This window comes from Photobacterium sp. DNB23_23_1 (assembly GCF_052873815.1).
In genome coordinates, this window is record NZ_JBNNXT010000047.1 from 22,214 (window position 1) to 40,695 (window position 18,482).

An 18,482-nucleotide genomic window follows, 5' to 3' on the forward strand; every position below is an offset into this window, starting at 1 on the left:
TTTTAAAACATAGAGTAAGTCGTTGGCAGGTGTGGAGCAAACATCGTTCCAATTTATTTGTATCGTAAAATTTCATTGCTTTGAGGGCGGTTTTTAACGTTGGTCTGATATTTGCTTTGTTGGGTGCTATAGACCTCAAAATCCGATAAGCCATAACGATAAGCTAGGGAGCGAATGTGCCAGAACAATATAAGAATGAATCTTTGTGGCCTATAGCGTTTCGCTTGGTCTCGCAAGAGAAGCAAATCGGGCGTTGGACAACACTTTCTTGGTCCATTCAAGACGTATGCCTCTATGACGAAGAAGAGAAAGAAACGTTGGTGAGTGAGCAAGGTGGATACCTTATGCCATTGGAGCTGCATCGTCACGAACGTTCAGATTACCGTTTTAATCTTAGTTCTTGTGAGCCGCACTTATTTATTGTTTGCGAAGAAGACAATGAACAGCTTTCGCCCTTATTGATAACTGCTGCTCAAGGCTTGGCAAGTGGATATATGGATGGCGACTACCAAGTCCTTCATATCAAAGCACCTTTACAGATCCAAGCGTGGATGGAGGCTTTCATCGGTCGTCATGGCGAGCAAATCGAATATCGACGCAAACGCTGTAAGAACAAAGAGCAGAAAGGGCGTTCCAGTGGTAACTAATTTCTTCCAGCGTTGGTCTCAGCGCAAATTAAATATTCGGGATGAAGACGGCCTTGAATTAGATCAGGATGTTACGGCCTCAGAACGGGTCAAGGACAATGCTGTTGATGATGCTGGCACTGACATTCACCCCGTTCAAGAGGTTGAAATTGATCCGTCATTGAATACACAAGCCAATGATGAACAAGCTCCAGCGATTTCGGAAACAATAGAACCTCAAACAACAAAGTCAGATTTACCATTCCTCGATCTAACCCTGGCTGATGCCGCAAAGGTGACTTTTGATTCTGGTGTGTCGAACTTTATGAAAGAAGGTGTTGAAAAATCAGTGAAAAAAGCGGCACTGCGTAAACTTTTTCATTCTGATGAATTCAACTATGTCAGTGACATGGATGATCATACCGAAGACTTTTCTAATATCCCTGTGCTTGATACCAAAGTGACTCAGCAGCTTCGCCAATGGGTAAATCAGGTTGCAGAGACAGCAGAAGACATGATTAAAGCGACTGGCTCTGACCATTCACTCGCAGCTGTTGATGGCGTTCAAGCTAAGGATGGGGCAATAGAAGAAGAGACTACGGCTGTTGATGATATTCAAAAGGTGAACGTTCAAGAGAATATTGAAACGGATATTGCATTTGCGGGCCCGACTGAACTAGAGACTGAAACAGAATCAGACTCGATTTCTGATAGCAAGTTACTCCATAGCGATAAGAACGATTTGCTAAAGGGTTAAGGATATTTTGCCCTTGCTATGGATGGATAAATGGCAACGCCATAATAAATAAAAAGTAAGTCAGCCGTCACTCGAAGAGCGACAACAAACGAACTGGGACAAAAAGGGAACAATACCCTTAAGAAAGATCGGGACATTTTGGCGCAATAGTCGTCATGGGGTGGGACAAATTGTCGCGGTGACAAGTAGACAGGAATAATAATGTTAAATAGTACACTTAAAGCACTTTCTGCGTTCGATGAGCAAAATGGTAAAGCTAGGCTAGCGGCGGTAAATGGTACCGTTGAGCTTTCTAATCTTATTCCACCAACGGTTTCTTATGAAAGCCGCGGGAATGTTTTGCTGGTGGGTGCAGAAAACGTTATCACAACGCTTGAAGCACAGTTTACTTCGCTGAATTCGGTAACCCTACTTGCCACAGCGAAAGCGCCATCATCAGAGGATGCCAAAAACAGTGTTAAGCGTAATAACCTGTATTATGCGAGTAAGGCAACTCTGAAAGGTTACCTAGGTGCATTTGAAGTGTCTTGTGATATTGAGAATATGCAGACAGCAGTGAATCTGGCAAAAGTGGCTATTGGTCATGATTGCTTTGATTTAGTTGTTGATATGACGGAAAACGGTTTATCAGCTGTTGAAATTTCAGCTCCAGGTTATTACGCAGTTGGAGCAGGAAAAGTGAAACTGGCCAATGTGATCGAAGATCTTCCTGCGATGATTGGTACATTTGATAAACCAAAATATTTTCGTTTGGATCCTGAACTCTGTGCGCACTCTTCACGGGGGGTAACAGGGTGTGAGCGATGTGTTGATGCTTGTCCTGCTGGCGCATTGTCAAGCACGGGTGATCATATAGAAATTAATCCATACCTTTGCCAAGGTGTGGGAACCTGTGCGACGGCGTGTCCAACAGAAGCTATTTCCTATGCACTCCCTGATCCTACTAATACGCAAAACTTTGTTCATCGGTTAATCACTAATTATCGAAAAGCAGGTGGAGAAATACCTACGCTACTTTTCTATGGTAATCGCGATGAAGCCACGGTGAACGAGAGCCTTTCTGACCTCCCTGAGTCAGTGATTCCCGTCGCATTGGAAGAGTTGGCCACAGTTGGTATTGATACTTGGTTTAGTGCACTGGCATACGGCGCGCATCAAGTGCTTTTAGCGACGAATACTTCTTATATTCCCGACACTATCGATCGTGTACTTCGCGATGAATTAGCGACTGCTCAGTCTTTCTTGGCTGAAATGGGTTATGACATTGAACGTATTGCTTTGTTTGATTTTACTGAGGCGAAGACCTTTACGGGTTTTGATTCTGCATTATTGAATATCGCTGACCCTATTGAGGGGACAAAACGTGAGAAGTTATTTGCTGTTCTTGATGAGCTTTACGCATTAGCTCCAGTTAAACCTGAACGTTCAGCAGTTGCGGAAAATGCTCCTTATGGTTCGGTAGATTGTCGAGCAGAAGATTGCACCTTGTGTATGGGGTGCGTGTCTGTGTGTCCAACCCGGGCATTGCATGCCATTGGTGATCGTCCAGGCCTGTTATTTATTGAACAAGATTGTGTGCAATGTGGCATGTGTGAAAAAGCGTGTCCTGAAAAAGTGATTTCTCTTAATCCGGGAGTGACTTGGAATGCGCAAACTCGTCAAGAAGCACGTGTTGTTCATGAAGAAGAAGCAGCGTGTTGTACCAGTTGCGGTAAAGCTTTTGCACCGGCTTCTATGGTGAAAATGTTGACTGAAAAGTTACAAAACCATTCACAGTTTCAGGGAGAGGCTATTCGACGCCTGAATATGTGCGAAGACTGTCGTGTTCGCGATATTTTCTCGACGATCGTCGATGATCCTGAAAGTCAGCTAAAGGTGTAGGAATAGCAAATGGAATCAGTACTTCAAACCGCTCAGGAAGAAAGTGTATTGCGTGTAGAAATTTATGGCTTGTTGGCACATTTGTTTCGTAAGGGGCCGGATCAAACCGTTTTAGATTGGCTTTCTTCACTGGATGTTGAACCGAATCAAAATGTGTCTAATACCATGGCAGCCTCTTGGCCTGTTTTGAAACTTGCCGCTCAAACAACATCGGTTTTGGCTGTTGAAGAAGAGTATCAAGATTTGTTCATCGGGATCGGACGCGGAGAAATTGTGCCTTTTGGTTCATGGTATTTGACCGGTTCATTAATGGAAATGCCGCTTGCACATCTTCGTCGTGATCTCATGCAGTTGGGTTTTCAACGTGACGAGAGTGTAAAAGAGCCGGAAGACCACATTGCCGCTTTACTTGAAGTCATGGCGATGCTGGTGGAAGGCGGAGATAGACATCTCCAGCAAGTTTTCTTCAATCGCCATATCGCAACCTGGTTCGAACAACTTTGTAATGACCTAAAAAAGGCGAACAGTGCTGTGTTTTATAGTGCAGTTGCTGAACTGGCTTTGCAGTTCCTGTTGGTCGAAAAAACACGATTGATAGAGGTGAACTAGACTTTACCTAATTTTGATTTTGTGACGACGTAACCGCTACCTAGCTACTAAATGATAGTGCTCAAGATGTAGCTGAGGAAACAATTGAAAGTCGTTATGTATTTTACGAAAAACTTAGCAGAAAAATTGATTTTCGAAGCGAGTAACTCGGATTCGGAAACACGATAAAGGAGCAAGCTTTTATGAGTGAGCAAAACAAAGCTAGTAAAGATGAAGCTATTCATAATGACATTAGTCAAAGTCGGCGCCAATTACTGAAAAACATTGGTTTGAGTGCGGCTGCTGGTGCTGTTGCCGCTGGGGCGACAACAGCCGTTCAGGCAAAGGTCGAACAGTCTGACCGCAATAGCAATAATCACGATGACAATACAACTGGCTATCGCGAAACCCAGCATGTTCGCGATTACTACGAAACCTTGTAAGACGGAGCCATAAATGAAACTGACAAAACGTTCCGACAACGTAAGCAAGGACGAAAACCAGCTAGGTATTTCGCGTCGTTCCTTTATTCGTAACTCATCACTGGCGGCTGCTGGTGGGATGGCCGGTGCAGGTTTGTTTGCTCCGGGTATGATGAAAAAAGCTGAAGCTAAAGAGGTTGACCCTAAAGCGCCGGCAGAAGTGAAACGTACTATTTGTTCTCACTGTTCAGTAGGTTGTGGTATCTACGCCGAAGTTCAGGAAGGGGTATGGACAGGTCAAGAGCCCGCTTTTGATCACCCATTTAATGCGGGTGGTCACTGTGCGAAAGGTGCAGCCCTGCGTGAGCATGGCCATGGTGAGCGCCGTATCAAATACCCAATGAAACTGGTTGATGGTAAGTGGAAAAAACTGAGCTGGGAGCAAGCACTGGATGAAGTGAGCCAGCAGGTGAAGAAGATCCGCGAAGAATCGGGCCCAGATTCAATTTACTGGCTGGGTTCTGCAAAGCATAACAATGAACAGGCTTATTTGTTCCGTAAAATGGTGTCTTTATGGGGCTCTAACAACGTCGACCACCAGGCACGTATCTGTCACTCAACAACGGTTGCCGGTGTTGCAAACACCTGGGGTTACGGGGCGATGACGAACTCGCTCAATGACATGCACAACTGTAAGTCGATTCTGTTCATTGGTTCTAACCCAGCAGAAGCGCACCCAGTTGCCATGCAGCACATCTTAATCGCTAAAGAGCGTAACAGCTGTAAGATTGTGGTTGCCGATCCGCGTCGTACCCGTACGGCGGCGAAGTCTGATCACTATGTTTCTCTTCGTCCAGGCTCAGACGTTGCCTTCATTTGGGGTGTGCTATACCACATTTTCAAAAACGGCTGGGAAGATAAAGAGTTTATCCGCCAGCGTGTTTGGGGGATGGATGAAGTTCAAGCTGAAGTGGCCAAGTGGACGCCAGCTGAAGTGGAACGCGTGAGTGGTGTACCAGAAGCGGATGTTTATCAAACAGCGAAGATGTTGTCTGAAAACCGCCCGGGTTGTGTCGTTTGGTGTATGGGTGGTACTCAGCATACGACCGGTAATAACAACACCCGTGCTTACTGTATCCTTGAGCTAGCCCTTGGCAATATGGGTAAATCAGGCGGCGGTGCTAATATTTTCCGTGGTCACGATAATGTACAGGGTGCGACTGACTTTGGCGTACTGTCTGACAACCTACCTGGTTACTACGGCCTGTCTGAAGGTGCTTGGAAACACTGGGCAAAAGTGTGGGATGTGGATTACGAATGGCTAAAGGGCCGTTTCGACCAGAATGAATACAGTGGCAAAAAGCCAATGAACAATGCCGGTATTCCTGTTTCGCGCTGGATTGATGGTGTGCTTGAGGACAAAGCGAATATCGAGCAAAACGATAACATCCGAGCCATGTTCTACTGGGGGCATGCGGTAAACTCCCAGACCCGTGGTCCCGAAATGCGCAAGGCGATGGAAAAGCTGGATATGATGGTGATTGTTGACCCGTATCCTGGTGTTGCAGCGGTAATGAACAACCGCAAGAACAATGTGTATTTGCTACCGGCCACGACGCAATTTGAAACGACAGGTTCGGTAACCGCGACAAACCGCTCTGTTCAGTGGCGTGACCAGGTGATTGAACCGTTGTTCGAATCTAAGCCTGACCATGAAATCATGTTCCTGCTTTCCCAGAAACTGGGTCTATCTGAGCAGTTGTTTAAAAACATTCGTGTTGAAAACAATGAGCCGGTGATTGAAGACATTACCCGCGAGTATAACAAGGGTATGTGGACAATCGGTTACACCGGACAGAGCCCTGAACGCTTGAAAGAGCACCAGCAAAACTGGCATACCTTCCACAAGACTTCTCTTGAAGCTGAAGGTGGCCCAGCAAATGGTGAAACCTACGGTCTACCTTGGCCTTGCTGGGGTACGGCAGAAATGAAACATCCAGGTACCCATATTCTTTATGACACATCTAAAACGGTTGCCCAAGGTGGCGGTAACTTCCGTGCACGTTTCGGTGTAGAGCGTAATGGTGACAGTTTACTGGCTGACGACAGCTTCTCACTAGGCTGTGAACTGGAAGATGGTTACCCTGAGTTTACCGACAAGATGCTTAAGCAACTGGGTTGGTGGGATGATCTTACCGCTGAAGAAAAAGCCCAGGCCGAAGGTAAAAACTGGAAAACTGACCTGTCTGGTGGTATCCAGCGCGTCGCGATTAAGCATGGCTGTATTCCGTTTGGTAATGCTAAAGCCCGTGCTGTGGTATGGACTTTCCCTGATGCTGTTCCTCTGCACCGTGAGCCACTGTATACGCCTCGTCGTGATTTGGTCACTGACTATCCAACATGGGATGACAGCGAAGCGATGTTCCGCCTGCCAACACTGTACAAGTCGATTCAAGATAAAGACATGTCTGGCGAATACCCAATTGTACTGACCTCGGGTCGATTGGTTGAGTATGAGGGGGGCGGTGATGAAACCCGCTCTAACCCTTGGCTGGCAGAATTGCAGCAAGAGATGTTTGTTGAGGTTAACCCGAAAGATGCCAATGACATTGGCTTCAGAGACGGTGACATGGTGTGGGTAGAGGGGGCCGAGAAGGGCCGCATCCACGTTAAAGCGATGGTAACACCGCGCGTGAAGCCGGGACTGGCATTTATCCCGTTCCACTTCGGCGGTAAGTTCCAGGGTGAAGATCTACGTGACCGTTACCCTGATGGCAGTGCGCCGTTTGTTTCTGGTGAAGCGGCGAATACGGCTACGACTTATGGCTATGACCCTGTAACTCAGATGCAAGAAACCAAAGTCACCCTTTGTAAAATCTCTAAAGCGTAAGGAGTCATTCTGATGGCACGTATGAAATTTCTTTGTGACTCTAAGCGTTGTATCGAGTGCAACGGTTGTGTGACAGCTTGTAAAAACGAAAATGATGATGCGCTTGAGTGGGGTATTCAGCGCCGTCGCGTTGTTACCCTCAACGATGGCCTGCCGAATGAGAACTCTATTTCGGTAGCTTGTATGCATTGTAGCGATGCACCATGTATGGCGGTATGTCCTGCGGACTGTTTCGTACAAACAGAAGATGGCATCGTTTTGCATGACAAGGACCTATGCATTGGCTGTGGTTACTGCTTGTTTGCCTGTCCGTTTGGCGCACCGCAGTTCCCACAACAAACGGCCTTTGCCGAACGTGGCAAGATGGACAAATGTACCTTCTGTGCCGGTGGCCCAAATGTAGAAACGGGTTCGGTTGAAGAGAAGCAGAAATACGGTGCCAACCGTATTGCTGAAGGTAAGCTACCTATGTGTGCTTCTTTGTGCTCGACCAAGGCTCTGTTGGCCGGTGATGCCGCGAAAATCTCAGATATTTACCGTGAGCGAGTTGTCGCACGAGGTGCCAAAGAAGCGGGTTGGGCAAGCACTGACGACCTTGCATATGATGCCTCTGAGGTCCGTAAGTCTTAGGGCGAGTTAACGAATAAGTGGCAGTTGTATCTAAGTGTTATTTGATTGAGCTGCCATTGAGTAAAGAGATTTGAACATAACTGTTGAATTAACAGTCGGGAGTAATATGACTAAGCGAATTCAACGCTGGTTTTTCTTGCTGGCCACTGCTGTGGTATTGATGTTTTCATTATCGGCAGCAGCAAGCAATGAATCCGGTGCTAACTCTGAATCTGAGCGCTTGGGCGAGTCTGTTGTAAGGCATGAAGTCATTGGTTTTGCCGGTGCTGACTATTGGCGAGCGGTTAAGGATGGTCAAGAAGGCTATACCACGTCACAGTCACCTGAGCATGGCGTGCTGATTAGTGTGCCAGGGCAGACTTGGTTCATCATGAAAGAGAAGTGGATGTCTCCACTTGGTGCGCTGGCTATTTTTGGCAGCTTGGTAATGGTGGCGCTAGCATATGTTGTCGTGGGTCCGCTCAAGCTGAGTAAGCCAAAGACTGGGCGTAAAATTAAACGTTGGAGCCGCCTTGATAGGGCGCTGCACTGGAGTTTGGCTTTCACCTTTTTGACGCTGGCATTCAGTGGCCTGACGTTGGTTTACGGTAAGTACTTTATTAAGCCTATTGTGCCAACAGAGCTGTGGGGTTGGGTAATCTATGCGGCCAAGCAATACCATAACTACATTGGCCCGTTGTTTGCGTTATTCTTAGTGGCTGTGCTTGTGAAGTGGTGGCGTAAGAGTATTTTCAATAAGGTCGATATGCAGTGGTTCATGAAAATGGGCGGCATGGTCGGCAAGCACAAAGGTACTCATCCATCGGCAGGGTTCTCCAATGGTGGTGAAAAGGCGATCTTTTGGTTGTTGATTTTCTTTGGTGCCTTTATTGTGGCCAGTGGTTTTATCCTCGACTTTCCGATCTTCGACCAAACCCGCCGTGATATGGAATTGTCACATCTTGTCCATATGCTTTCGGCATTGGTACTTATTTGTGGTTTCATCTTCCATATTTATATTGGTTTGTTTGGGATGGAAGCGGGCCTTGATGGCATGATTACCGGTGAAGTTGATGAGACTTGGGCGAAAGAGCATCACGATCTCTGGTATGAAGAGGTAAAAGACTTGCCAGAAAACCAGCCGGGTTATGATGATAAAGTCGAAGCGGATAAGAAAGGCAGTGCCGCACAAGATAATACATAGGTAGCTACATTATAGCCATGTAAACCGGTAGCTAAAGTTACCGGTTTTTTTAGACGAAGATTATGTCTTTTATTAATGATTTTAGGTTTTGATATCAGTAGGTTAGTATAGCAACCCACAACATGGTCGAGAGAACCCAGGAATGTTACTTTAACACCTTAATGCACTATAACTTTTTATTTGTTGTCTATAATTAGACTAATGTCGTAGACGTTTCGCTTATAACCACATGAAAACAATGGTATAAAGCTTATAAGAGAACAAAAGAAGGACACGGCTTATGCATTTCCCATATCGCAATATTGTTGTACTAACTGGCGCGGGTATTTCTGCGGAATCAGGCATACGTACATTCCGTGACCAAGACGGACTGTGGGAAAACCATCGCATTGAGGATGTGGCGACGCCAGAAGGCTATTACCGTGATCCTGCATTGGTCCAGAACTTCTACAACCTACGACGTCAACAGCTAGAAAGTGGTACGGTGTTTCCCAATGAAGCGCACCGTGCGCTTGCAAGGCTTGAACAAGAGTTGGATGGTAAAGTCACTATCGTGACGCAGAATATTGATAACTTGCACGAAGCTGCGGGTAGCAAGAATATTATTCATATGCATGGGGAGTTATTAAAAGCCCAGTGCAGCGAAACAGGCCAATCCATAGAATGGAAAGGGGATATATCGCTAGATGATCATTGCCACTGCTGCCAGATGCCTGCACCAATGCGGCCTAACGTGGTTTGGTTTGGTGAAATGCCGATTGGTATGGATAGAATTCATGACGCATTATTAGAAGCGGATTTATTTATTTCTATTGGAACATCTGGGGCAGTGTATCCAGCCGCAGGCTTTGTTCACGAAGCCGCTATGCATGGTGCTCATACGATTGAACTAAATTTGGAGCCTAGTGAGGTTGAAAGCGAGTTTGCCGAGAAGCGCTATGGTCCGGCTTCGAAGCTAGTCCCTAACTTTGTTGATGAGATACTTGGATAGTGACGAAAATAAGCTCACTTTCAAAACCATGCAAAAACGGGTCTTAACTGCCACTGGTGAAAAATAAAAAACTCGGGACTCAGCCCGAGTTTTCAATACTGATTGGGAGAGATTACATACCTGCTTTTAGTTTCTGGTAGTACTCTTCGTAAAGGGTAACTGCACCGTTTACGCTGTCTTGCCATTCACCTGCATCCATCACTTCTTGAGGTGGGTAGATGCTTGGATCGTTTATAAACTCAGCTGGAAGCTTGTCTTTAGCTGTTGCCACAGGTGTTGGGTAACCGATCTCTAGTGCAATTTTCGCTGCGTTTTCTGGGCGAAGTAGGAAATCGATCATCTTATGGGCTGCATCGGTGTTCTTTGCATTGGCAGGGATAGAAATGCTATCCATCCAGAAGATCGCGCCTTCTTTTGGCCATACGATGTCAATTGGAGCGCCTTCCTGGCGAGCCATGTAAGCAGAACCGTTCCACAGCATGCCTAGTGAGGTTTCTCCAGCCATGTATGGGTTTGCAGGGTAGTCAGAGTTGAATACCAATACGTTTGGCATTAGCTTTTTAAGCTCTTCGTACGCGGCTTTAATTTCTTCAGGGTTCTTGGTGTTCGCAGAATAGCCAAGTTTACGTAGGGCGATATGAAAGAACTCACGAGCGTCATCCATCATCATCAATTGGCCTTCCCATTTAGGATCCCAAAGGTCAGCCCAGCTAGCCACTTCTTCTTTGTCCATCATATCAGTGTTTACACCGATACCGGTCGCACCCCAGATGTATGGGATAGAGTAATCATTCTCAGGGTCAAAGGGCTTGTGCAGGAAATTAGGGTCGATCTCGTCAAAGTGGCTTATCTTTGACTTGTCGATTTTTTGCAGCATATTTTCTTCACGCATCTTCGATACATAGTAGGTTGAAGGAACCACCAGATCGTAGCCGTCACCATGGGTTTTCAGCTTTGCGTACATGGTTTCATTCGACTCATAGGTCGAATAAATCACTTTAATACCCGTTTCTTTGGTGAACTGTTCTAGAACCTCTGAAGGGATATATTCAGACCAGTTGTAGAAATAAAGCTCTTTGTCTGCGGCTGTTGCCATGCTCGAAAACATCGCCATAGCGCAAACACCACCGGCCATTAAAGAAGACCATTTTTTCATTGTTATATGCTCCAAACTAAATGGGATATTGAGAGTGTTCTCTAGCGAATGTACTCATAATGGATGAAAATCACCTCTGTGAAGTACTAACCGCTTCTCCTGCAAAGTGTCGTGATGTCCAGCTTAGTCGCTGAACGCCGGATTGCTACCTGTGTATTGAAGGTAGCTAAGTTTGTTAAAACACACTGAAAATACAGCGCTTTTAAGAGCATTATTATAACAGGGAATTGAATGGCTACGATATGGAATATTAAGCCTTAATAACTGTCTGAACTATTAGTCGCCAATGTTTGTATGTTTTCGATATAAAAAAGGCAGCCACTTGGCTGCCTGGAGTTAATGCATTGCTATTACTGGCCGGCTTTTAGTTCTAGGAAGTAATTTTCGTAGCGGATGTTCATTTCACCAACGGAATCTTGCCATTCACCACGGTCTAGATCTTCTTGCGGTGGGAACAAAGTTGGGTTGTCTTTGTACTTGGCGTTTGATGCTTCAACGGCAGTTAGGTAGCCCGTTTCATCAGATATTTTTGCAGCAACATCAGGACGTAACAAGAAATCAATCATCTTGTGTGCTGCCTCAACGTTCTTGGCATTTTTGGCTATAGCAAGGCTATCAACCCAGAAAATACCGCCTTCTTTTGGCCAAATCAGCTCAATCGGCAAGCCTTCTTTCTGAGCGGCTGCAGCAGAGCCATTCCACAGCATACCTAAGCCAACTTCGCCCGCTAGATATGGCGCGGCAGGGTTGTCTGAGTTAAATACCAATACGTTTGGCATCAATTTCTTCAATTCTTCGTGGGCTTCATCGATCTGTTTTGGATCGGTAGTGTTACCAGAGTAACCTAATTTACGCAGCGCAATGTGGAACACTTCGCGCGTGTCATCCATAAGCATGAGTTGGCCTTCAAGATCCGGATTCCAAAGGTCCGCCCAGCTATCGAAATCAGCAGGGTCATACATGTCAGTGTTAACTGCCAAGCCTGTCATTGCGATAACGTGTGGGATCGAGAAGTCGTTGCTTGGGTCAAAAGGCTTATCCAGATAATTCTTATCAAGCTCTTTAAAGTTGGTTAGCTTTGATTTATCGATTTTCTGTAACATGCCTTCATCGCGCATTTTTGCAACGAAGTAAGTTGACGGCACAACCAGGTCGTAACCTTGGGGGTGAGCTTTTAACTTAGCGTACATCGTCTCGTTCGACTCGTAAGTCGAATAAATCACTTTAATACCAGTTTCTTTAGTGAACTGCTCACGAAGCTCCGTAGAAATGTACGGCCCCCAGTTCATAAAGACTAATTCCTTGTCTGCGGCATTGGCAACGTGAGTAAACATCGCTGCAGCGCATGCAGTACCGGCTAGAAAAGCGGACCATTTTTTCATTAGATGATCATCTCCAAAACCCTTTTAGGGTGTTAATACAAAACAAGTGGCCCGAAGGCCACTTGCTCGTTTTTTGGCTAATGCCAAATTTAAAGCGGTGTAACAAGCCTTATTTGATTTTCTCTCGTGCCAGTAGCTGAGAGGTGACAACCAGAATCAAAGATACTATTAGCATAATTGTAGCCAATGCATTTACTTCTGGTGAAATACCCACTTTAACCATGGAGTAAATCTTCAAAGGCAGAATTTCATAACTTGGGCCTGTCACAAATGAACTTACAATCACGTCATCTAAAGACAGAGTAAAGCTCAACAACCAGCCTGCGGCAACCGCAGGTTTGGCTAGCGGTAGGATAATTTGTTTCAGAATTACCCATTCGCTAGCGCCTAAATCACGGGCTGCTTCTAGCATTTTTACATCAAACCCTTTTAATCGGCTGTATACCGTAACCACAACAAAGGGTAGGCAAAATGTAATATGTGAAAGTAGCAAGGTTAGGAAACCCATCTCCGCGCCAACTAATAAGAACAGCGCCAGTAGCGAAATAGCCATAACGATATCGGGTGACATCATGACGACAAACAGCATACCGTTGACAAAATGCTTGCCACGAAACTGATAGCGGAAGAGGGCAACGGCCGTTAAGCTACCAATAATTGCTGCTGCTGTAGCTGAAAACACAGCAATGTTCAGTGAGTGCCATGCTGCCTGCATCAAGCTATCGTTGTTTACCAATTGGTGATACCACTTGGTCGTGAAGCCACCCCATTTCATGCCGAATTTACTGGCATTGAATGAGTTCACAATCAGAATAATGATTGGTGTATATAGGAAGGCATACACCACAGTCATAAAACTGAATTTTAATGCTCGTCCCATTATTCAAGCTCCACTTTACGGTTTAGTAGCTTGCCCGCACGGTAATAAGCGTACAGCATCACTGCCATTGCGATGGTCAAGGCAATGCTGGTTGCAGCACCAAATGGCCAATCACGAGCGTTTAATACCTGGCTCTTTATGACATTACCGATAAGCAGGTTCTTCGCGCCGCCAAGTAGGTCAGACACATAGAACATGCCTAGGGCTGGCAATAGAACCAGCAGACAGCCAGCGATAATGCCAGGCATTGTCAGTGGAAAAATCACTTTCACGAATGTTTGGAACTTGTTCGCCCCTAAATCACGCGCAGCTTCAATGTAGTTGTAGTCCAACTTCTCAATAGCCGAGTACAAAGGTAGTACCATAAACGGCAGGAGAATATAGACAAGGCCAACCATAACCGCGTATTCGGTGTACATAATCCGTATTGGTTTATCGATGATGTCGAGATACAGCAAGGTATTATTAAAAATACCGCGCGAACCAAGCATGATCTTGAGACCGTATGTACGGATCAATGAGTTTGTCCAGAACGGCACAATCACTAAAAACAGCATGAATGGACGCCACTTTTCAGGCATCTTTGCAATCGCATAGGCAAACGGATAGCCAATAACCAAGCAGAGCAGGGTGGCCACCAGCGCCATGTAAAACGAATGCATCATGACCTTTGCATACAGCGGGTCAAACAAACGGATATAGTTGTCTAACGTAAAGGTCATTTCTATCAGGTTTGCATCATCTCGGGTCAGAAAACTGGTTCCGATGATCATCAAGTTGGGTATAAAGACAAACAGCAATAGCCAACTAACAATGATGGTTATGATGATGTTTTGAAGATTAAGCTTCTTGTTCATCTGCTAGCACCACTTCCCAGCTTTCAACCCAAGTAACCGCAACTTTTTGATCCAGAGAGTGGTCTACATCCGGATCATCTTCATTGAAGAATTCACTGACCATAACAGATGTACCTGTCTCCAGCTCAACGACTGAGTCAAGTGTCATACCTTTATAGGTACGCTCACGGATATAACCAATAATACCTTGTGCTTCGTCGCCATTATTGATCTCTTCTAGGCGGATATCTTCAGGGCGTAGTAACACTTTTACCTTGTCACCCGAACTTACAGGCAGTTTACAGTGAATCATTGAAGGGCGGCCTTCAACGTTTGCCAATACACGGGTTTCGTCAAGGCGCTCTTTTACCACAGCATCAAAGACGTTGATTTCACCGATGAAACGAGCAACAAAAAGATTTTCTGGTTCTTCGTAAATTTCACGAGGGGACCCATCTTGCTCAATGTTTCCTGAACGCATAACAATGATGCGGTCTGACATTGATAGGGCTTCTTCTTGATCGTGCGTGACGAAAATAAAAGTAATTCCTAGTTTACGCTGCAGCTGCTTAAGCTCGATCTGCATCTGTTTGCGAAGTTTATAGTCCAACGCAGATAGAGATTCATCCAGCAACAATACTTTTGGCTTGTTCACAACAGCACGCGCGATAGCTACACGCTGCTGCTGACCGCCGGAAAGTTGGTGAGGCTTGCGTGGGGCAAATTGTTCTAATTGCACCATGCGCAGCGCGTCCATAACACGCGGCTCAATCTCTTGTTCAGCCACTTTCTGCATACGCAGTCCAAAAGCAACATTATCAAATACCGTCATGTGCGGGAAAAGCGCATAACTTTGAAAGACAGTATTTACATTTCGTTGTTCGGCAGGAATACCGGTGACATCTTTGCCGGCAATAACAACTTGCCCCGCATCGGCATTTTCAAAGCCAGCGATAAGTCGAAGTACAGTTGTTTTACCACAGCCAGAAGGGCCGAGAATGGTAAGGAATTCACCATCATTAACATTCAAATCGAGACCAGTGATGATTTGCTTGCCATCGAAGCTTTTGCTCAGCCCTTTAAGCTGAATCACCGGTGCTTTAGTTGTTTCTGCAGCGTTCAATTCTACGAGATCTCCACCTAGGGGTTTTATAGGTAATCCCCCCAACTATTAGGTTGAATTTAGGGGCCGCATAATAGTCCCCTAAACGTGTAATTCAAAGCGTTTTTTTACAATTTTTCTGACTGTTTTCATACTGCTGTATCACTGTTTTATGACAGCCAAGATACAAGGTTCAGGCTTTGATATAATTAGCTTTAAAATCAATATCAAAGCTTTTACGTGCTGTAAGCATAATCCATTAATCATAGTGTATGAAGCCGGCTGGCTAATTCGCAATCAAAATTTGAGCCTGAATAGAAAAACTGCTTTTTTCCTCAATGTTTCTCTATCGTGCTTAACTAGCGTACAATCACGGGCCAAGTGTGTAATAGTTAGTGAAATACAAATGAATAACAAAACAATCCAAGTTGGCGGTTCAATCGAAAGGGCATTGAAAGGTGAGAGTGATCTTCAATCACTGTCCGTACTTCAAGAGGCCTGGAAAATCACAGCCAAGAATTTCCTGACTTTCTTGCCTGCGGTTATTGGTTTGTTTCTGGCGCAGGTTGCGTTGCTTTTAGTTGGTCTACAAGTGCAACTGGGAAGTGCAGCGGTGTTTTTTGATTCTGTGATTACTGGCGGCGAAATGGCAGCATCAGTGATTGAAGCGGGATACATGGCTAACTTTTGGTCTGATGTATTAAGCGCCCCTTTATTAGCGGGTGTAAGTTTGATGGCACTCAACCATGCGATTGGTCTTCCTAGTAAGCCAAGTTATTTAGTGAAAGGTTTCCCTTTTGCTGTTGCTTCTGTCATCACTGTTTTGCTTAGTGCTTCCCTACAAGGTATCGCCAACGCTATTTTCCCAATTTTGGGTATGCTTCTTTCTATGGGCTTTAGCCTAGCGATTATGTTGGTTTGTGAAAAGCGCTTATCACCATTGAAAGCAATACAGTTTTCACTTGTGGCAACTTTGCGTAAACTATTGCCGATGACAGCTATTTTCATTGTCATTCTAACGATGTTTATTATTTCATTTGCCACTGCTGGTATTGGCTTGATTTGGACAATTCCATTCTTCTTCAATGTGAAAGCCATTATCTACCGTAACCTTTTCGGTGTTTCTTTACATGTTTCGACCGTTCAAAAAGGCCAAAATGATAACGACCAAGATCAGCAGGGGGATTCAAAGGTTTTTGACGCGTGATAAAAAATATAACAACCAGTAAAGTTGCCATTATTGCACTAGTCAGTGGATTGACAGCATGTGGTGAAATCCCTTCTCAAAGCGCTAACGATGAGGCCTTACTGGCCTCATCGCAAAGCACCAAGCCTGACTTCTCTAAAATAACCGATGTTGGTCAAAAGAAAGCGGCCTTTTTCGACTTTCTACGCCCGGCCGTTGAACATGAAAACCAACGCGTAGCAAAAGAACGCCAGTTCTTAGCGTTAATTAAATCTCCAGTCCATGCCGGCGAGTTGCTCTCAGCCGATCAAAAGACCTATGCTGAGAAGCTATCTGACGTCTATAAGGTCCCTCTGAATGATAGCGGCATGACGTCAGAATGGTTAGCGGCAATGCTAAATCGAGTTGATGTGATCCCTGAATCACTTGTTCTGAGCCAAGCGGCCAATGAATCAGGGTGGGGAACGTCACGCTTTGCTGTGGAAGGAAACAACTATTTTGGTCAATGGTGTTATCGTAAAGGTTGCGGTTTGGTCCCCAATGCCAGAAATGATGGCGCAAGCCATGAAGTGGCCGTTTTCGCATCGCCTTATTTATCAGTGCAAGCGTATTTCATGAATGTGAATACGAACCGGGCTTATCAAGACTTACGCGATATTCGCTCAGCACAGCGTAAGGCCGGTGATATAGTTGAAGGCACTGAATTGGCAGAAGGACTAAGCCGTTACTCAGAACGTGGTCAGGCTTATGTTGATGAAATTCAAGCAATGATCAGGCACAACAATCAATATTGGCGCCAAGGATAAAGGATGAAGTTGACCTATTGGCTATTAGCTGGCTTATTTGCCAGCAGTTCGCTCTATGCTCAGGAAGTCGCAGCACAGAACATAGAAATGCGTTACAGCACACTTTACAGCAAGCTCAAGCAAAACGTAAAAGAAGGGCATGATGATGTTAAAATCGCCCTGTTTTTATTGAACCAGCAAGATGGCAGTGTCTGTCATATCCATAAAGGGTCAATGCGCAAAGACAAGCACTTTGAAGAGTTAGTGATCCCAGAAAACAATGAACTAACAGTGCCAGTTGATACCAACTTGCGTCAGGCTAATCCTGATGTAACTTTTGTGATTGATGATGGCATTACCTGTGATGTGTCCATGCAGGTCATTGCTAAGAAATATTACGGCACGGCGATTACGCAAACTGACATCGCTGAACTGGTACCACAGATGAACGAGTTACTGTCTGCTCTCGGTGGTATGTTCTCGGGCTGGTTTATGCCTGATGTTGAAGGCGTGGTTGTACACTTCAATGATGGCGACACTAAGGTGCTCAAGTTGTCATCACTTGCAGACGGTGAAATCGTTAACTTTCATCAACCAGCGGTAAAAGTAACGCCTTGGATTCCTCAAGCTTAAGTTCTAATTTGTTTTAGATTGAAACAGAAAGCCCGGATTAGTATCCGGGCTTTTTCGTATTAAAACAGAGGGTAGGTTAAACATTCAAATCACTATTCGTGGCTTTGATTCTGATACCTCCTTTTTGGTGTTCAGTTACTTTTAGTCCATTAGGGGTTTCATATGAAATATATAGCTTGGCGTTGTCCTTGCACCATTTCGACACTTGAGAAGTTAAAAGAGAGTTGGGTAAGTAACGAGAGTGACAACATTGAGAAAAGTTAAGTTGCGTCTGGCGCTTTAACTCTGAAGCGATATGAGGATAGAACAAATCGAGCTTTTCATTTCCATCTTTATTGCAGAAGTGTAAATTTGCCTTTAATTGTCCTTTTTTATATCTCAATTTCAATTTTGCTGGAATATTATCATTAATAACCGGTATCTGAACATCCACTGTTTTTTCAATGGGTTCATGAGGTAGAAATAGGTTTGTAAGCACCTGAATTCAGATAATAAGTGCGACACTCATGGGAAGGTGTAAAAGAGGAAGCCAACTGCCGAAAGTGGTACGCTCT

18 protein-coding genes are annotated in these 18,482 nt (G+C 45.0%); 12 read left to right on the top strand and 6 right to left on the bottom strand.

The window, feature by feature from the left end; all coding sequences use genetic code 11:
• Nucleotides 1–176 precede the first annotated feature (176 nt).
• The 9 genes from ACVA53_RS21380 (at nucleotide 177) to cobB (ending at nucleotide 9,968) form a co-directional block, all read left to right on the top strand.
• On the top strand, nucleotides 177–647 hold the full coding sequence (locus ACVA53_RS21380) for a DUF3305 domain-containing protein (RefSeq protein ID WP_446506197.1): 471 nt from the start codon (nucleotides 177–179) through the stop codon (nucleotides 645–647).
• The gene (locus ACVA53_RS21385; protein ID WP_446506198.1) at nucleotides 637–1,383 is read left to right on the top strand and encodes a DUF3306 domain-containing protein; all 747 of its coding nucleotides are present in this window, start codon (nucleotides 637–639) and stop codon (nucleotides 1,381–1,383) included. The genes ACVA53_RS21380 and ACVA53_RS21385 overlap by 11 nt, the downstream gene beginning before the upstream one ends.
• Before the next feature lie 201 nt (nucleotides 1,384–1,584).
• A complete protein-coding gene (locus ACVA53_RS21390) occupies nucleotides 1,585–3,264 on the top strand; it encodes a 4Fe-4S dicluster domain-containing protein (protein ID WP_446506199.1) in 1,680 nt (559 codons plus the stop codon).
• Between the two features lie 9 nt (nucleotides 3,265–3,273).
• Complete coding sequence (locus tag ACVA53_RS21395; protein WP_255043571.1) at nucleotides 3,274–3,873, top strand: TorD/DmsD family molecular chaperone; 600 nt, start codon at nucleotides 3,274–3,276, stop codon at nucleotides 3,871–3,873.
• Nucleotides 3,874–4,055: 182 nt separating this feature from the next.
• A complete protein-coding gene (locus tag ACVA53_RS21400) occupies nucleotides 4,056–4,295 on the top strand; it encodes a twin-arginine translocation signal domain-containing protein (RefSeq protein ID WP_446506200.1) in 240 nt (79 codons plus the stop codon).
• A gap of 13 nt (nucleotides 4,296–4,308) precedes the next feature.
• On the top strand, nucleotides 4,309–7,164 hold the full coding sequence (locus ACVA53_RS21405; RefSeq protein WP_446506201.1) for a formate dehydrogenase subunit alpha: 2,856 nt from the start codon (nucleotides 4,309–4,311) through the stop codon (nucleotides 7,162–7,164).
• A 12-nt stretch (nucleotides 7,165–7,176) separates the two neighbouring features.
• Complete coding sequence (gene fdh3B / locus ACVA53_RS21410) at nucleotides 7,177–7,794, top strand: formate dehydrogenase FDH3 subunit beta (RefSeq protein WP_255043574.1); 618 nt, start codon at nucleotides 7,177–7,179, stop codon at nucleotides 7,792–7,794.
• Nucleotides 7,795–7,900: 106 nt separating this feature from the next.
• Nucleotides 7,901–8,977 carry a formate dehydrogenase subunit gamma gene (locus tag ACVA53_RS21415; RefSeq protein ID WP_446506202.1) on the top strand — a complete coding sequence of 359 codons (1,077 nt, stop codon included), beginning with the start codon at nucleotides 7,901–7,903 and terminating at the stop codon, nucleotides 8,975–8,977.
• Nucleotides 8,978–9,257: 280 nt separating this feature from the next.
• Nucleotides 9,258–9,968 carry a Sir2 family NAD+-dependent deacetylase gene (cobB, locus tag ACVA53_RS21420; RefSeq protein WP_255043576.1) on the top strand — a complete coding sequence of 237 codons (711 nt, stop codon included), beginning with the start codon at nucleotides 9,258–9,260 and terminating at the stop codon, nucleotides 9,966–9,968.
• A gap of 112 nt (nucleotides 9,969–10,080) precedes the next feature.
• On the opposite strand, the gene ACVA53_RS21425 is transcribed toward cobB, so the two are convergent.
• From ACVA53_RS21425 to potA, 5 genes are all read right to left on the bottom strand, one after another.
• Nucleotides 10,081–11,124, bottom strand: a complete 1,044-nt coding sequence (locus tag ACVA53_RS21425) for an extracellular solute-binding protein (RefSeq protein WP_255043577.1) — start codon at nucleotides 11,122–11,124, stop codon at nucleotides 10,081–10,083.
• 350 nt (nucleotides 11,125–11,474) lie between these two features.
• Nucleotides 11,475–12,506 carry an extracellular solute-binding protein gene (locus ACVA53_RS21430; protein ID WP_446506203.1) on the bottom strand — a complete coding sequence of 344 codons (1,032 nt, stop codon included), beginning with the start codon at nucleotides 12,504–12,506 and terminating at the stop codon, nucleotides 11,475–11,477.
• Nucleotides 12,507–12,615: 109 nt separating this feature from the next.
• Complete coding sequence (gene potC / locus ACVA53_RS21435) at nucleotides 12,616–13,386, bottom strand: spermidine/putrescine ABC transporter permease PotC (protein ID WP_255043579.1); 771 nt, start codon at nucleotides 13,384–13,386, stop codon at nucleotides 12,616–12,618.
• Entirely contained in the window at nucleotides 13,386–14,243 is an 858-nt protein-coding gene (potB, locus tag ACVA53_RS21440) for a spermidine/putrescine ABC transporter permease PotB (protein ID WP_255043580.1), read from the bottom strand. Before potB ends, potC begins: the two co-directional genes overlap by 1 nt.
• Nucleotides 14,227–15,345: a spermidine/putrescine ABC transporter ATP-binding protein PotA gene (gene potA, locus ACVA53_RS21445; protein WP_446506204.1), complete on the bottom strand. Its 1,119-nt coding sequence runs from the start codon at nucleotides 15,343–15,345 to the stop codon at nucleotides 14,227–14,229. The genes potB and potA overlap by 17 nt, the downstream gene beginning before the upstream one ends.
• Before the next feature lie 385 nt (nucleotides 15,346–15,730).
• Between potA and ACVA53_RS21450 the strand changes: the two genes are divergently transcribed.
• Genes ACVA53_RS21450 through ACVA53_RS21460 form a run of 3 tightly spaced genes read left to right on the top strand, consistent with a single transcriptional unit; the run spans nucleotide 15,731 to nucleotide 17,928 of the window.
• A complete protein-coding gene (locus ACVA53_RS21450) occupies nucleotides 15,731–16,531 on the top strand; it encodes a hypothetical protein (protein WP_446506205.1) in 801 nt (266 codons plus the stop codon).
• Nucleotides 16,528–17,316, top strand: a complete 789-nt coding sequence (locus ACVA53_RS21455) for a glucosaminidase domain-containing protein (protein WP_446506206.1) — start codon at nucleotides 16,528–16,530, stop codon at nucleotides 17,314–17,316. Before ACVA53_RS21450 ends, ACVA53_RS21455 begins: the two co-directional genes overlap by 4 nt.
• 3 nt (nucleotides 17,317–17,319) lie before the next feature.
• Nucleotides 17,320–17,928: a DUF2987 domain-containing protein gene (locus ACVA53_RS21460; RefSeq protein ID WP_255043584.1), complete on the top strand. Its 609-nt coding sequence runs from the start codon at nucleotides 17,320–17,322 to the stop codon at nucleotides 17,926–17,928.
• A gap of 76 nt (nucleotides 17,929–18,004) precedes the next feature.
• Here the strand turns inward: ACVA53_RS21460 and ACVA53_RS21465 are convergent, their stop codons facing one another.
• Complete coding sequence (locus ACVA53_RS21465; protein WP_446506207.1) at nucleotides 18,005–18,361, bottom strand: hypothetical protein; 357 nt, start codon at nucleotides 18,359–18,361, stop codon at nucleotides 18,005–18,007.
• Between the last annotated feature and the right edge of the window lie 121 nt (nucleotides 18,362–18,482).